The organism is Pseudomonas jinjuensis, assembly GCF_900103845.1.
In the GTDB taxonomy this organism is placed as follows: domain Bacteria; phylum Pseudomonadota; class Gammaproteobacteria; order Pseudomonadales; family Pseudomonadaceae; genus Pseudomonas; species Pseudomonas jinjuensis.
Genome location: NZ_FNIJ01000003.1, coordinates 250,981 through 264,870, shown reverse-complemented (window position 1 = coordinate 264,870; position 13,890 = coordinate 250,981). Strand labels below are relative to the sequence as shown.

The window sequence follows — 13,890 nt, the reverse complement described above, 5'->3', positions numbered from 1 at the left end:
GGAAATTGCTCTACAGTGGTCTGAGGGATAGTTGGCGGCACAAGATGTTGATGTCCGTCAGCGAAAGATAACTACATGTTGCGTACGGTGGTGCGATTTTTCGTCTCCCACCCGACCGACAGGAGGTTATTCCGCGGATGGCCAAGACCGACGCACGCCCTCGTGGCGCAGACCAAGGAACCCTCGCCCTGCAGCCCGCCTCGCAGGACATCTGGGACAGCAAATACCGCCTCAAGCAGAAGGACGGCACACCGATCGACGACAGCGTCGACGGCACCTGGAAACGGGTGGCGCGGGCGCTGGCCGATGTCGAGGCCGACAAGGCCAAACGCGAGCACTGGTACGAGCGCTTCCTCTGGGCGCTGCGCAACGGCGCCATCCCGGCCGGGCGGATCATTTCGAATGCCGGCGCCCAGGGCCACAAGCCGGCCACCTCGACCATCAACTGCACCGTCTCCGGGATCATCCACGACTCCATGGACGACATCCTGCAGAAGGTCCACGAGGCCGGCCTGACCCTCAAGGCCGGCTGCGGCATCGGCTACGAATTCAGCACCCTGCGCCCGCGCGGCGCCTACGTCTCCGGCGCCGGCGCGCACACCAGCGGGCCGCTGTCGTTCATGGATATCTACGACAAGATGTGCTTCACCGTGAGCTCCGCCGGTGGCCGTCGCGGCGCGCAGATGGGCACCTTCGACGTCAGCCACCCCGACGTGCGCGAATTCATCCGCGCCAAGCGCGAGGACGGCCGCCTGCGCCAGTTCAACCTCAGCCTGCTGGTCACCGACGATTTCCTCAAGGCGGTGGACGACGACGCCGACTGGCCGCTGCTGTTCCCGGTGCACCAGAAGGAGCGCGACGAGGTCGACCTGAAGGATCCGGACAAGGTGATCTGGCGCGACTGGCCGGTGCACGACGAATACCTGGTCGGCAAGGACGGCCGCGTCGCCTGCAAGGTCTACGGCCGGGTCAAGGCGCGGCACCTGTGGGACATGATCATGGTCTCCACCTACGACTACGCCGAGCCGGGCTTCATCCTCATCGACCGGGTCAACGAGCTGAACAACAACTGGTGGTGCGAGGAGATCCGCGCGACCAACCCTTGCGGTGAGCAACCTTTACCGCCCTACGGCTCCTGCCTGCTCGGCTCGATCAACCTCACCGGCTTCGTCGTCGAGCCGTTCACCGAACAGGCGCGCTTCGACTGGGAGCGGTTCCGCGAGGTGGTGCGGGTGTTCACCCGGATGCTCGACAACGTGGTGGAGATCAACGGCCTGCCGCTGGCGCAGCAGCGCGAGGAAATCCTCGGCAAGCGCCGCCACGGCATGGGCTTCCTCGGTCTCGGCTCGGCGCTGACGCTTTTGCGCCTGCGCTACGGCAGTCCGGAAGCCTGCGTGTTCACCGAGGAGGTGGCGCGGGAGATGGCGCTGGTGGGCTGGGAGGTCGCGCTGGAGCTGTCCCGCGAGAAGGGGCCGGCACCGGTGCTGGCGCAGGAATACGAAGTGACCGGCGAGATGCTCCGCAAACGTCCGGAAATGGCCGCCGATGGCTTCAAGATCGGCGACAGGATTCCCGGCCGGGTGCTCCACGCCAAGTACTCGCGCTACATGCAGCGGGTCGCCGAGCATGCGCCGCTGCTGGTCGAGGCGCTGGCCGAGGAAGGTGCGCGCTTCACCCACCACAGCTCCATCGCGCCGACCGGCACCATCAGCCTGAGCCTGGCGAACAACGCCTCCAACGGCATCGAGCCGAGCTTCGCCCACCACTATTCACGCAACCTGATCCGCGCCGGACGCAAGACCAAGGAGAAGATCTCGGTCTACAGCTACGAGCTGCTGGCCTATCGCGCCCGGGTGGACGCCGATGCGGTGCCGGATGCCGAGGACGAGCGGCACCGGTTGCCGGACTACTTCATCACCGCCGACGACATCACCCCGGCCGAGCACGTGGACATCCAGGCGGCGGCGCAGAAGTGGATCGACTCGTCGATCTCCAAGACCGCCAACGTGCCCACCGACTACCCCTTCGAGCAGTTCAAGGACATCTATCTGTACGCCTGGCGCCAGGGGCTCAAGGGCTGCACCACCTTCCGCTTCAATCCGGCGGCCTTCCAGGGCGTGCTGGTCAAGGAGGCGGACCTGGAACGCACGATCTACCGCTTCGAGCTGGAGGACGGAACCCTGGTCGAGCTGAAGGGCAACGAGGAAGTCGAGTACGACGGCGAGATTCACAGCGCCGCCAACCTGTTCGATGCCCTGAAAGAAGGCTATTACGGCAAGTACTGAGCCGTTGGAGAGACCCGATGACCGTCAAGATCACTCAGAAAATCAAGGGCTTCCAGGTAGTCGACGTGGCCGAGGAAAAGGCCCGCGCGGAAGCTGCCGCGGCGGCTGCCGTGGTGAAGATGGACGAGACGCTGCAGCGTCCGGAGATGCTGGTCGGCGCGACCTACAAGATCAAGTCGCCGCTGTTCGAGCACGCGCTCTACGTGACCATCAACGACATGGTGCTCAACCCCGGCACGCCGTACGAGCAGCGCCGGCCCTTCGAGATCTTCATCAACTCGAAGAACATGGACCACTTCCAGTGGATAGTGGCCCTCACCCGCGTCATGTCGGCGGTGTTCCGCAAGGGCGGCGACTGCACCTTCGTGGTCGAGGAGCTGAAGGCCGTGTTCGACCCGCGCGGCGGCTATCTCAAGCGCGGCGGGGTGTACATGCCGTCGATCGTCGCCGAGATCGGCGCGGTGATCGAGCGTCACCTGATCGCCATCGGCCTGCTGCAGGGGCCGGAGGTGAACGAGGAACAGCGCCTCTACCTGGCGGAGAAACGCGCCGCCTACGAAGCCGCCCAGGGCACCAACAAGGCCGAGCCGGGAGAGGGTTTTCCCGCCGGCGCGCAGCTCTGCGGCAAGTGCAGCAGCATGGCGGTGGTGCAGATGGATGGCTGCGCGACCTGCCTGAACTGCGGCTATTCGAAGTGCGGGTGAGCCGGGGTCCTTGCGAAGCATGCTTCGCCCGGCGAACGACCGGCCAGGGATGGCCGGGCCGGGGTTGAACCTGGGCGGAGGAGTGCCGACAGGGATGTCGACTCCGAAGCTGATCTTCACTGCCGCCCTGCGCGCTTTGTGTAGGAGCCAGCTTGCTGGCGATCAACGGTGCTTACCGGCAATGCCGTGGCTTGGATGAGACCGAGGATCGCGAGCAAGCTCGCTCCTACAGGTTCGGCAGAGGACTGAACTGCATGGTGGAAATCGCGAAGCATTGCCACCCTGCCCGGCGCTACAACGCCAACGGCAGATGCATCTCCACCCGCTGCCGCTTCTCCAGGCAGCGTTCGAACTCGCCCGGGTCGTGGATCAGCACGTCCTGCCCGGAGAACGTCTCCGCCGCGATCAGCCGCGACAGCCAGAAGCGCACTGCAGCCACGCGCAGCATGCACGGCCAGAGTTCCGCCTCCAGCGCGGTGAACGGCCGCTTCGCCGCGTAGGCGGCGAGCAATGCGCGGGTGCGGGCGCCGTCGAGTTCGCCGGAGGCATCCGAGCACCAGTCGTTCACCGCGATGGCGATGTCGTAGAGCATCCAGCCGGAGCAGGCGTTGTAGAAGTCGATCAGCCCGGCCAGATGCGGACCGTCGAACAGCACGTTGTCGCGGAACAGGTCGGCGTGCAGGTTGGCGCGCGGCAGTGCCGGCTGTTCGGCGAGCAGCCGGGCGATCTCTTCCAGGGCGCTTTCCAGCAGGGCGCGGGAATGTTCCGGCAGGTGCGAGGAGATGGCCTGGCCTTCGTGGAGCATCCAGGCCAGCCCGCGATCGCTGGGGCGTTCGAGGATCGCGCCGCGGGTCGCCAGGTGCAGGCGCGCCAGCAGGGTGCCGACTTCCGCGCAGTGATGGGCGTTGGGCTGCCGTTCATGGCGGCCCGGCAGGCGCGGCTGCAGCAGTGCCGGCTTGCCCTGCAGCTGGCGCAGCGCCTCGCCGTCGCGGGTGCGCACGGCGTAGGGCACCGGCAGGTCGGCAGAGTGCAGCACGTCGAGCAGGGCGATGAAGAACGGCAGGTCCTGCACCGGGCCGCGCTCGACCAGGGTCAGGACGTATTCGCCCTGTTCCAGGCTGATGAAGAAGTTGCTGTTTTCCGATCCCTCGGCGATGCCGCGGAAGTCCGTCAGCCGGCCGAGCCCGTAGGGGGCGAGGAATTCTTCCAGCACCGGGCGTTCGAGGGGGGTGAATACCGACATGTCTCAGTCCTCGACTGCACTGCGGAGGCCGGCGACGGCACCCCGGGTTACCAGGAGAAGATTTCCCATTGCGGAATCAGCATGTCCGGCTGGTCGGAGCGGATGAAGTTGCCCTCGCTGCCGTCCGCGCGCACCAGGAAGTAGGGCTTGCCGATCTTGGGCGTGACCTTGATGGCGTAGAGGAAGCCATTCACGCGGTATTCCTGGATGGTCTTGTCGCCTTCCTGGCGGATGGTCACATCCGGTTCGGGCGATGGCGCTTCGTCCTGTGCCATGACGGTGGTGGCGCCAAGGCCGAGCAGAGCGGCGAGCAACAGGCGGTTCAGTGTGCGCATGATAACCTTGTCCCTTTGTCGAATTGGCTAGGGCCATTCTACCCCCTGGTCCTCTGAAAAGGTTTATTCCACCCATGAGCCTAGCGCCCCTCGTCCTGGTAGACGGTTCCTCGTACCTCTACCGCGCCTTCCATGCCCTGCCGCCGCTGACCACTTCCACCGGCAAGCCCACCGGCGCGGTGAAAGGGGTGTTGAACATGCTCAAGAGCCTGCGCAAGCAGTACCCCGACAGCCCCTTCGCGGTGGTCTTCGATGCCAAGGGGCCGACCTTCCGCGACGAGCTGTTCGCCGAGTACAAGGCCAATCGGCCGTCGATGCCGGACGAGCTGCGCGTGCAGGTAGAGCCGCTGCATGCCAGCGTGCGCGCGCTGGGCCTGCCGCTGCTGTGCGTGGAAGGCGTGGAGGCCGACGACGTGATCGGCACGCTGGCCCGCAGCAGCGCCGCGGCCAATCGCCCGGTGGTGATTTCCACCGGCGACAAGGACATGGCGCAGCTGGTCGATGGGCACATTACGCTGGTCAACACCATGACCGGTAGCGTGCTCGACGTGGATGGCGTGAAAGAGAAATTCGGTGTCGGTCCTGAGCTGATCATCGATTTCCTCGCGCTGATGGGCGACAAGGTCGACAACATCCCCGGCGTCCCCGGCGTCGGCGAGAAGACCGCGCTGGGCCTGCTCACCGGCATCGGCGGCGGCCTCGACATCCTCTACGAGAACCTGCACAAGGTGCCGGAGCTGCCGATCCGCGGCGCCAAGACCCTGCCGGCCAAGCTCGAGGAAAACCGCGAGCAGGCGTTCCTCTCCTACCGCCTGGCGACCATCAAGACCGACGTCGTGCTGGATGTGGAGATCGACGCGCTGCACCCCGGCGAACCGCAGCGCGAGGCGCTGATCGCCCTCTACAAGGAGCTGGAATTCAAGAACTGGCTGGACGACCTGCTGCGCGAGGCCAAGGAGGAGGGCGCGGGCGATGTGGACGAGGCGTCGATCCAGGCCGGCGCGAACTACCAGACCGTGCTGGAACAGGCGGACTTCGACGCCTGGCTGGAGAAGCTGCGCGCCGCCGAGCTGATCGCCTTCGACACCGAGACCAACAGCATCGATGCCCAGCAGGCGCAACTGGTCGGCGTGTCCTTCGCCGTGCAGGAGGGCGAGGCCGCCTACGTTCCGCTGGCGCACAGCTACATGGGCGTGCCGGCGCAGCTGGACCGCGACGCCGTGCTCGCCGCGCTCAGGCCGATCCTCGAGGACCCGGACAAGGCCAAGGTCGCCCAGCACGGCAAGTACGACATGAACGTGCTGGTCAACGCTTCCACGCCGCTCCACATGCGGGGCATCGCCTTCGACACCATGCTCGAATCCTACGTGCTGGATTCCACCGCCACCCGCCACGACATGGACAGCCTGGCGCTGAAGTACCTTGGCCACAGCACCATCCGCTTCGAGGACATCGCCGGCAAGGGCGCCAAGCAGCTGACCTTCGACCAGATCGCCCTGGAGCAGGCCGGCCCCTACGCCGCCGAGGACGCCGACGTGACCCTGCGCCTGCACAACACGCTGTGGCAGAAACTGCAGGCGATCCCGTCGCTGGCCAGGGTCCTGCGCGAGATCGAGATGCCGCTGGTGCCGGTGCTGGCGCGCATCGAGCGCAACGGCGCGCTGGTCGACGCCAACCTGCTCGGCCAGCAGAGCCGCGAGCTGGGCGAGAAGATGGTCGCCCTGCAGCGCCAGGCCTACGAACTGGCCGGCGAGGAATTCAATCTCGGCTCGCCCAAGCAGCTCGGCGCCATCCTTTATGAAAAGCTCGGCCTGCCGGTGCTGAGCAAGACCGCCACGGGCCAGCCGTCCACCGCCGAGTCGGTGCTCGCCGATCTCGCCGAGCAGGACTACGAGCTGCCCAAGGTGATCATGCAGTACCGCTCGCTGAGCAAGCTGAAGAGCACCTATACGGACAAGCTGCCGGAGCAGATCAACCCGCGCACCGGGCGCATCCACACCTCCTATCACCAGGCGGTGGCGGCTACCGGGCGGCTGTCGTCCAGCGATCCGAACCTGCAGAACATCCCGATCCGCACCGCCGAAGGCCGGCGCATCCGCCAGGCGTTCGTCGCGCCAAAGGGCTACCGCCTGCTGGCGGCGGACTATTCGCAGATCGAGCTGCGCATCATGGCGCACCTGGCCAAGGACGAAGGCCTGCTGGACGCCTTCCGCCACGACCGCGACGTGCACCGCGCGACCGCCGCCGAGGTGTTCGGGCTGGCGCTGGAGGACGTCAGCAGCGAGCAGCGGCGCCGCGCCAAGGCGATCAACTTCGGCCTGATCTACGGCATGAGCGCCTTCGGCCTGGCGAAGCAGATCGGCGTCGAGCGCAAGGAGGCCCAGGCCTACATCGACCGCTACTTCGCCCGCTATCCCGGCGTGCTCGCCTACATGGAGCGCACCCGCGCCCAGGCCGCCGAGCAGGGCTTCGTCGAGACGCTGTTCGGCCGCCGCCTGTACCTGCCGGAAATCGGCTCGAAGAACCAGGCCATGCGCAAGGCCGCCGAACGCACGGCGATCAACGCGCCGATGCAAGGCACCGCGGCGGACATCATGAAGCGAGCGATGGTGGACGTGGACAACTGGCTGCAGGAAACCGGCCTGGATGCCCGCGTGATCCTGCAGGTACACGACGAACTGGTGCTGGAGGTGCGCGAGGACCTGATCGACCAGGTGCGGGACGGTATCGTCCCGCTGATGAGCGGCGCCGCGCAGCTCGACGTGCCGCTGGTGGTCGAAACCGGCACCGGCGCGAACTGGGACGAGGCCCACTGACGAACGGTCGCAGGCCTTGTGTCACGGGAGTTCTCGCGCAGGTCTCGACGGCTTTCGGAAGCCTGCGCAAATTTTTTTCGTGACTCGCTGAACTTTCCTGCAAAGAGGGCAGTCAGAACACGTGAATGGCTGGTGAAGCCCTTCGATGCTCCTTGCAGTGTTTAGTGTTGGCAGATTACTGGACCCCGCCCTAGCGGTCCGGATTAAACCCCGAACTTCTCCCTCCCCATACGAAGCTCGGGGTTTTTTTTGCCTGCGATTCAGGCTTCTTCGTCTTCCTCTTCTTCCAGCAGACCCAGCCAGCCGGCCAGCACTTCCTGCGCTTCCTCGATGCCCTGGCGCTTCGGCGCCGAGAACAGTTGCAGGCTGGCGACGTCGCCCCAGCCCTGCTGCACTTCGCGGCGGACCTTGAGCAGGGCGTTCTTCGCCGCGCCGAAGGCCAGCTTGTCGGCCTTGGTCAGCAGCACGTGGATCGGCAGCCGGCTGGCCTGGGCCCAGTCGAGCATCAGGCGGTCGAAGTCGGTCAGCGGGTGGCGGATGTCCATCATCAGGACCACGCCGGCGAGGCTGTTGCGGCTGCTCAGGTAGGCTTCCAGATGCTGCTGCCAGTGCAGCTTGAGCGGGATCGGCACCTTGGCGTAGCCGTAGCCGGGCAGGTCGACCAGGCGGCGCTGGTCGTCCAGGCGGAAGAAGTTGAGCAACTGGGTGCGCCCCGGCGTCTTCGAGGTGCGCGCCAGGTTGGCGTGGGTCAGCGCATTCAGGGCGCTGGACTTGCCGGCGTTGGAGCGGCCGGCGAAGGCGACTTCCAGGCCGATGTCGTCCGGGCACTGGTCGACCTTGGCCGCGCTGATGAGGAAGGAAGCCTGCTGGCACAGGCCGACGATGGGGTTTTTCGCTGGATTCTTGGGGGACATGGGTATTCCGCAGGAGGGGTGCGACGAGGTGTCGCGGGGAGCGGTCTCGTTTCCGTTTCGGCGCCGGAAGTATATAATGCCGCGGATTTTGTGTGCGCTTTATCCCCCAGGGTCGGGCGCCACGGGAACCATGACGCGCAACAGAACGCGGACGTTCCCCCGATGAGGACAATCATGAAAAAACTGCTGTTCGCAGCCACAGTCGCCGCGCTGGCTACCAGCGTCCAGGCCGCTCAGGATCCGGAAGCGGTATTCGACCGTTCCTGTGGCGCCTGTCATGCGGGCCAACTGCCCATGGCTCCCCGGAAGGGCGATAGCGCCGCCTGGAAGCCGCGACTGGAGAAAGGCATGGATACACTGGTGCAGCACGTGACCAGCGGTTTCAACGCCATGCCGCCGCGCGGCCTGTGTACCGACTGCAGCGCCGAGGATTACCAGGCGACCATCCAGTGGATGGCGCAGTAAACCCGGAGCTCTAACTCTTTCACCCCTTAGCCGTTATTGGATTAGCTGATGAACAAACTGCTCGTGAGTCTGCTCTTGACCCTGGGTCTTACCGGTGTGGCCCACGCCGCTGGCGATGCCAAGGCCGGTCAGGCAAAAGCCGCTGTCTGTGGTGCCTGCCATGGCGCCGACGGCAACAGCATGGCGCCGAACTTCCCGAAACTGGCGGGTCAGGGCGAGCGTTACCTGCTCAAGCAGATGCATGACATCAAGGACGGCAAGCGCACCGTGCTGGAAATGACCGGCCTGCTGACCAACCTGAGCGACCAGGACCTGGAAGACATCTCCGCCTACTTCGCCAGCCAGCAAATGAGCATCGGCATGGCCGACCCGAACCTGGTCGCCCAGGGTGAAGCGCTGTTCCGCGGCGGCAAGGTCGCCGACGGCATGCCTGCCTGCACCGGCTGCCACGCTCCGAATGGCGTCGGCAACGCCACCGCCGGCTTCCCGCGCCTGGGTGGCCAGCATGCCGGCTACGTCGCCAAGCAGCTGACCAACTTCCGCGAAGGCGACCGCACCAACGACGGCGACAGCATGATGATGCGCGGCGTCGCCGCCAAGCTGTCGAACAAGGATATCGCCGCGATCTCCAGCTACATCCAGGGTCTCCATTGAGGTCCGTTTGAGCTGAATCAGTCGGTATAAAAAAGGGTGGCTTCGGCTGCCCTTTTTTGCTTCTGGCGCCACTACAATGCCGGAACCGTGCCTGGCGCCTCCAGGTCAAAGCACAGCCGCACAGCGGTATCCGATTCGCCAAGGAGTGAATGATGCGTAACCTGATTTTCACCGCCGTACTTGCCGCCGCAAGCCTGTTCGGCCTCAGCGCCCACGCCCAGGCTGCCGAATACGAAGCCGGCAAGCAGTACACCGAGCTGAGCAGTCCGGTGCCGGTCTCCCAGCCGGGCAAGATCGAGGTGGTGGAGCTGTTCTGGTATGGCTGCCCGCACTGCTATGCCTTCGAGCCGACCCTCAACACCTGGGCCGGCAAGCTGCCGGCGGACGTGCACTTCACCCGCGTCCCGGCGATGTTCGGCGGCGTCTGGAACCTGCATGGCCAGCTGTTCCTGACCCTGGAAAGCATGGGCGTCGAGCAGAAGGTGCATGACGCGATCTTCCAGGCCATCCACAAGGAAGGCCAGAAACTGGCGACTCCCGAAGAGATGGCCGAATTCGTCGCCCAGCACGGCGTCGACAAGGACAAGTTCCTCAGCACCTATAATTCCTTCGCTATCAAGGGCCAGATCGAGAAAGCCAAGAAGCTTGGCATGGCCTACCAGATCAGCGGGGTACCGACCATGGTGGTCAACGGCAAGTATCGCTTCGACATCGGCTCCGCCGGCGGTCCCGAGCAGACCCTGCAGCTGGCCGACTATCTGATCGCGAAGGAACGCGCCGACGGCAAGGCCGCCCAGTAAGGCGGCCGGTCATGCTGCGCCGGCGGATGGGTGGACGTGTCGCGGGTGCCTGCAGCCCGCGCGTCAATCCCCATTGGGACGGGGCCTGCGGCCTGCCCGAAGACGGCCGGCTGCGTCTGCTCAGCTTCAACATCCAGGTCGGCATCAATACCGAACGCTATCACCACTACCTGACCCGCGGCTGGCAGCATCTCCTGCCGGCCGCGGGGCGCGCCGGCAACCTGCAGCGCATCGGTGAACTGCTCTCGGACTACGACGTGGTGGCCCTGCAGGAGGCCGATGGCGGCAGCCTGCGTTCCGGCTTCGTCAACCAGGTTGAACATCTCGCCCAGCTGGGCGACTTCCCCTACTGGTACCAGCAGCTCAACCGCAACCTCGGCCGCCTGGCGCAGCACAGCAATGGCCTGCTCAGCCGCCTGCAACCGGCGCTGCTGGAAGACCACCCGCTGCCAGGTCCGCCCGGACGCGGCGCGATCCTCATGCGCTTCGGCGAGGGCGACAACGCCCTGGCGGTGGTGATGATGCACCTGGCCCTGGGCGCACGCACGCGCACGCGCCAACTGGCCTACATCCGTGAGATGCTGCAGGGCTATCGTCACCACGTGCTGATGGGCGACATGAACACGCATGCCAACGATCTGCTGGAAAGCTCGCCGCTGCGCGACCTCGGCCTGGTCGCGCCGCAGATAGAGGCGACCTTCCCGAGCTGGCGGCCGCAGCGCTGCCTCGACCATATCCTGCTCAGCTCGGAACTGGCGCTGGAGCGGGTCAACGTGCTGCCCCTGCCGATTTCCGACCACCTGCCGGTAGCGGTGGAAATCCGTCTGCCGGACGTGCTGCGCGAAACCTCCGCACTCACCCTGGGAAGTTCGGGGCCCGCGAATGAGCAATGACGAAAGCCTGCACTGGAAGAAAAGATACCTGGAGAACCTCGACCGGCAGGAGCGCGCCGAACGCCGCTGGAAAGCGCGTACCGACCTGCTGCGCCGTGGCCTGGTGCGTAGCAGCCTGGCCGCCGAAGGCATGGACCGGGCGGTCGACCAGTGCATGCAGCAGTTGCGCGAAATCCTCCGCCGCGAGGAGATGGACGTCGGCCTCGCCCGTCTGATTCCGCAGCTGGAGCGCACCCTGCTGGACTCGGAGCGGCGTCGCCAGCAGAGCATCCAGCAGAACATCGAAGCCCTCACCCGGCTTGCCGAACAGCTGCTGGCGCTGGACATGCCGCGGGAAGCGCGCACGTCGCTCAAGCGCTTCGCCCGGGATATCGAGGCGCGCGCCAGCCAGTTGCGCGAATGGCCGGCCCTGCTCGGCGAACTCAGCACCCTGCAGGGCCGGGTCCTGGAACAGTTCGGTGGCGAGGACGGCGAGGGCCGTGGCCTGCTGCAGCGAATGTTCGGCGGCCGCAGCCCGCAGAAGGCGGAGGAGGCCGGCGAGGACCCGGAACAGCCGGCGCCGCTGCTGGATACCCTGCCGCTGCCGGCCGGTCTGTTCCAGCCCGCGCCGAAGGTCATCGAGCTGGCGAGCGGGGGCGAAGGCAGCTACGCGCTGCCGTCCATGCCGGAGCCGGCCTATAGCGCGGTGGCCCCGCATATCGAGGCGAGCCTGCTGCGCCTGCTCGACGAGATGCGTCTGCCGGCCTCGCACCAGCCCCAGGCGGATGCGCTGCGCGCGCGCATCCAGGGCAGCCTGAACTGGTACGAACTGGTGCCGGTGCTGGACGACCTGGCGGTACTGGTGCTGTCCCTGAGCGCCGGCAGCCAGCGCGAATTCGAAGGCTACCTGCAGCGCCTCAACGAGCGCCTGGGCGCGTTCCTGGCCAGCCTCGAGGAAATGAACCAGGGGCAGGCCGATTCGGCGGCGGACGCCTGCGAACTGGACGAACACCTGCGCCGGCAGGTCAGCGGCCTGCAGGACAGCGTGCTGCAGGCGACCGACCTGGAGGCGCTCAAGCAGGGTGTCGAAGTCCGCCTGGAAGGCCTGCTGGAGACCCTGGACCGCTATCGCCAGCAGCGCGAATCCCGCGAGCGGGACGCCGACGAGCGCATGCAGGCGCTGATGGCGCGGGTCGCCGACATGGAAGAGGAGGCGAGGGATTTCCGCGCGAGCATCGAGGACCAGCGGCTCAAGGCGCTGACCGATCCGCTCACCGGCCTGCCCAACCGCGCTGCCCTCGACGAACGTCTGGAACAGGAAGTGGCGCGCTGGCAGCGTTACGGCGGCGAACTCCTGCTGGCGGTGCTGGACGTCGACCACTTCAAGCGGATCAATGACGACTTCGGTCACCTGGCCGGCGACAAGGTGCTGAAGATCATCGCCAGCGAACTGTCCCGGCGCCTGCGCAAGACCGACTTCATCGCCCGCTACGGCGGCGAGGAATTCGTCATCCTGCTGCCGTCGACGCCGCTGGAAAACGGCCAGATTCTGGTGGAAGCCCTGCGCGAAGCGGTGGCCGCCTGTCCCTTCCACTTCCGTGGCGAGCCGCTGGCGATCACCTGTTCCGCCGGCCTCGCCCGCTTCAATGCCGGCGACCGCAGCGAAACCGTGTTCGAACGCGCCGACCAGGCCCTGTACCGCGCCAAGCGCGCCGGGCGCAACCGGCTGGAAACGGTCTGAAGCGCCGACGGTCGCGGGCATGGCCCGCTCCTACGGGTGCAGCGTTGACCTGTAGGAGCGAGCTTGCTCGCGAACAAAATACGCTGAGATACCAAGACAGTTGCTCCTGCAGATAGGAAGTCGTGTAGGAGCCACGCCCGCGAAATCGCCGTACCAATCGCCAGCAAGCTGGCTCCTACAGGTGTTCTCTGTTCATTTCGGCGGGAAAACTTGACGATCGAAAGTCAATAGGCTTTGATTCGCACCTATAACTTTCGAAACGAAACTTAATCCGTTCATGTCGAAACGCAACACACCCCAGCGCCGCCACGACATCCTTGCCCTGCTCAACGAGAAAGGCGAGGTCAGCGTGGACGACCTGGCCCGGCGCTTCGCCACCTCCGAGGTCACCATCCGCAAGGACCTCGCCGCGCTGGAAAGCAATGGCCTGCTGCTGCGCCGCTACGGTGGCGCGGTGCCGGTGCCGCACGAACTGCTCGGCGAGACCAGCCAGCCGCTGTCGCCCCACAAGCAGGCCATCGCCCGCGAGGCGGCGGCCTGCATCCGCGAGCACGCGCGGATCATCATCGACAGCGGCAGCACCACCGCGGCGCTGATCCCCGAGCTGGCGCACAAGCGCGGGCTGGTGGTGATGACCAACTCGCTGAACGTCGCCAACGCCCTGCGCGAGCTGGAACGCGAGCCGGTGCTGCTGATGACCGGCGGCACCTGGGACCCGCACTCGGAATCCTTCCAGGGCCAGGTCGCCGAGCAGGTGCTGCGCTCCTACGATTTCGACCAGCTGTTCATCGGCGCCGCCGGCCTCGACCTGGAACGCGGCACCACCACCTTCAACGAACTGCTCGGCCTGAGCCGGGTCATGGCGGAAGTCGCCCGCGAGGTGATCGTCATGGCCGAGGCGGACAAGCTCGGGCGGCGCATTCCCAACCTGGAGCTGCCGTGGAGCAGCATCCAGATCCTGATCACCGATGAGCGCCTCTCCGACGAGGCGTGCGAACAGATCGAGGCGCGCAGGGTGAAAGTCATCCGCGCGCGCTGCGAGACCTGAAGGAGACCCAGCC

Annotated in this window: 11 protein-coding genes and 1 pseudogene; 9 read left to right on the top strand and 3 right to left on the bottom strand. The window is 66.0% G+C overall.

The features are described 5' to 3' along the window. The first annotated feature begins 75 nt into the window (after window positions 1-75). Window positions 76-2,285 (top strand): annotated as a pseudogene (locus tag BLR75_RS05610) (adenosylcobalamin-dependent ribonucleoside-diphosphate reductase). Window positions 2,286-2,302: 17 nt separating this feature from the next. Continuing rightward, a complete protein-coding gene (locus BLR75_RS05605; protein WP_084311512.1) occupies window positions 2,303-2,989 on the top strand; it encodes a TSCPD domain-containing protein in 687 nt (228 codons plus the stop codon). A 292-nt stretch (window positions 2,990-3,281) separates the two neighbouring features. On the opposite strand, the gene BLR75_RS05600 is transcribed toward BLR75_RS05605, so the two are convergent. Then, entirely contained in the window at window positions 3,282-4,232 is a 951-nt protein-coding gene (locus BLR75_RS05600; RefSeq protein ID WP_084311513.1) for a homoserine kinase, read from the bottom strand. 47 nt (window positions 4,233-4,279) lie between these two features. Beyond that, a complete protein-coding gene (locus BLR75_RS05595; RefSeq protein WP_084311514.1) occupies window positions 4,280-4,567 on the bottom strand; it encodes a DUF2782 domain-containing protein in 288 nt (95 codons plus the stop codon). A 74-nt stretch (window positions 4,568-4,641) separates the two neighbouring features. On the opposite strand from BLR75_RS05595, the gene polA reads away from it, so the two are divergent. Further along, window positions 4,642-7,383 carry a DNA polymerase I gene (polA, locus tag BLR75_RS05590; protein ID WP_084311515.1) on the top strand — a complete coding sequence of 914 codons (2,742 nt, stop codon included), beginning with the start codon at window positions 4,642-4,644 and terminating at the stop codon, window positions 7,381-7,383. Between the two features lie 260 nt (window positions 7,384-7,643). On the opposite strand, the gene yihA is transcribed toward polA, so the two are convergent. Then, the gene (gene yihA, locus BLR75_RS05585; protein WP_084311516.1) at window positions 7,644-8,297 is read right to left on the bottom strand and encodes a ribosome biogenesis GTP-binding protein YihA/YsxC; all 654 of its coding nucleotides are present in this window, start codon (window positions 8,295-8,297) and stop codon (window positions 7,644-7,646) included. Window positions 8,298-8,471: 174 nt separating this feature from the next. Between yihA and BLR75_RS05580 the strand changes: the two genes are divergently transcribed. From BLR75_RS05580 to BLR75_RS05555, 6 genes are all read left to right on the top strand, one after another. Further along, the gene (locus tag BLR75_RS05580; RefSeq protein ID WP_084311517.1) at window positions 8,472-8,762 is read left to right on the top strand and encodes a c-type cytochrome; all 291 of its coding nucleotides are present in this window, start codon (window positions 8,472-8,474) and stop codon (window positions 8,760-8,762) included. A gap of 48 nt (window positions 8,763-8,810) precedes the next feature. Then, complete coding sequence (locus tag BLR75_RS05575; RefSeq protein ID WP_084311518.1) at window positions 8,811-9,416, top strand: c-type cytochrome; 606 nt, start codon at window positions 8,811-8,813, stop codon at window positions 9,414-9,416. Between the two features lie 152 nt (window positions 9,417-9,568). Further along, window positions 9,569-10,216, top strand: a complete 648-nt coding sequence (locus tag BLR75_RS05570; RefSeq protein ID WP_084311519.1) for a thiol:disulfide interchange protein DsbA/DsbL — start codon at window positions 9,569-9,571, stop codon at window positions 10,214-10,216. An 11-nt stretch (window positions 10,217-10,227) separates the two neighbouring features. After that, window positions 10,228-11,109, top strand: a complete 882-nt coding sequence (locus BLR75_RS05565; protein ID WP_084311520.1) for an endonuclease/exonuclease/phosphatase family protein — start codon at window positions 10,228-10,230, stop codon at window positions 11,107-11,109. After that, window positions 11,099-12,829 (top strand): GGDEF domain-containing protein, encoded by a 1,731-nt coding sequence (locus tag BLR75_RS05560; protein WP_084311521.1) that lies wholly within the window; start codon window positions 11,099-11,101, stop codon window positions 12,827-12,829. Before BLR75_RS05565 ends, BLR75_RS05560 begins: the two co-directional genes overlap by 11 nt. A 277-nt stretch (window positions 12,830-13,106) precedes the next feature. Next, window positions 13,107-13,877, top strand: a complete 771-nt coding sequence (locus tag BLR75_RS05555; protein WP_084311522.1) for a DeoR/GlpR family DNA-binding transcription regulator — start codon at window positions 13,107-13,109, stop codon at window positions 13,875-13,877. Window positions 13,878-13,890 lie beyond the last annotated feature (13 nt).

Excerpts from the sequence above, each read along its gene's own strand:
- BLR75_RS05555 (WP_084311522.1), top strand. The coding sequence starts at position 13,107 with ATGTCGAAACGCAACACACCCCAGCGCCGCCACGACATCCTTGCCCTG.
- BLR75_RS05565 (WP_084311520.1), top strand. The coding sequence starts at position 10,228 with ATGCTGCGCCGGCGGATGGGTGGACGTGTCGCGGGTGCCTGCAGCCCG.
- yihA (WP_084311516.1), bottom strand. The coding sequence starts at position 8,297 with ATGTCCCCCAAGAATCCAGCGAAAAACCCCATCGTCGGCCTGTGCCAG.
- BLR75_RS05595 (WP_084311514.1), bottom strand. The coding sequence starts at position 4,567 with ATGCGCACACTGAACCGCCTGTTGCTCGCCGCTCTGCTCGGCCTTGGC.
- BLR75_RS05560 (WP_084311521.1), top strand. The coding sequence starts at position 11,099 with ATGAGCAATGACGAAAGCCTGCACTGGAAGAAAAGATACCTGGAGAAC.
- polA (WP_084311515.1), top strand. The coding sequence starts at position 4,642 with ATGAGCCTAGCGCCCCTCGTCCTGGTAGACGGTTCCTCGTACCTCTAC.
- BLR75_RS05575 (WP_084311518.1), top strand. The coding sequence starts at position 8,811 with ATGAACAAACTGCTCGTGAGTCTGCTCTTGACCCTGGGTCTTACCGGT.
- BLR75_RS05600 (WP_084311513.1), bottom strand. The coding sequence starts at position 4,232 with ATGTCGGTATTCACCCCCCTCGAACGCCCGGTGCTGGAAGAATTCCTC.
- BLR75_RS05605 (WP_084311512.1), top strand. The coding sequence starts at position 2,303 with ATGACCGTCAAGATCACTCAGAAAATCAAGGGCTTCCAGGTAGTCGAC.
- BLR75_RS05580 (WP_084311517.1), top strand. The coding sequence starts at position 8,472 with ATGAAAAAACTGCTGTTCGCAGCCACAGTCGCCGCGCTGGCTACCAGC.
- BLR75_RS05570 (WP_084311519.1), top strand. The coding sequence starts at position 9,569 with ATGCGTAACCTGATTTTCACCGCCGTACTTGCCGCCGCAAGCCTGTTC.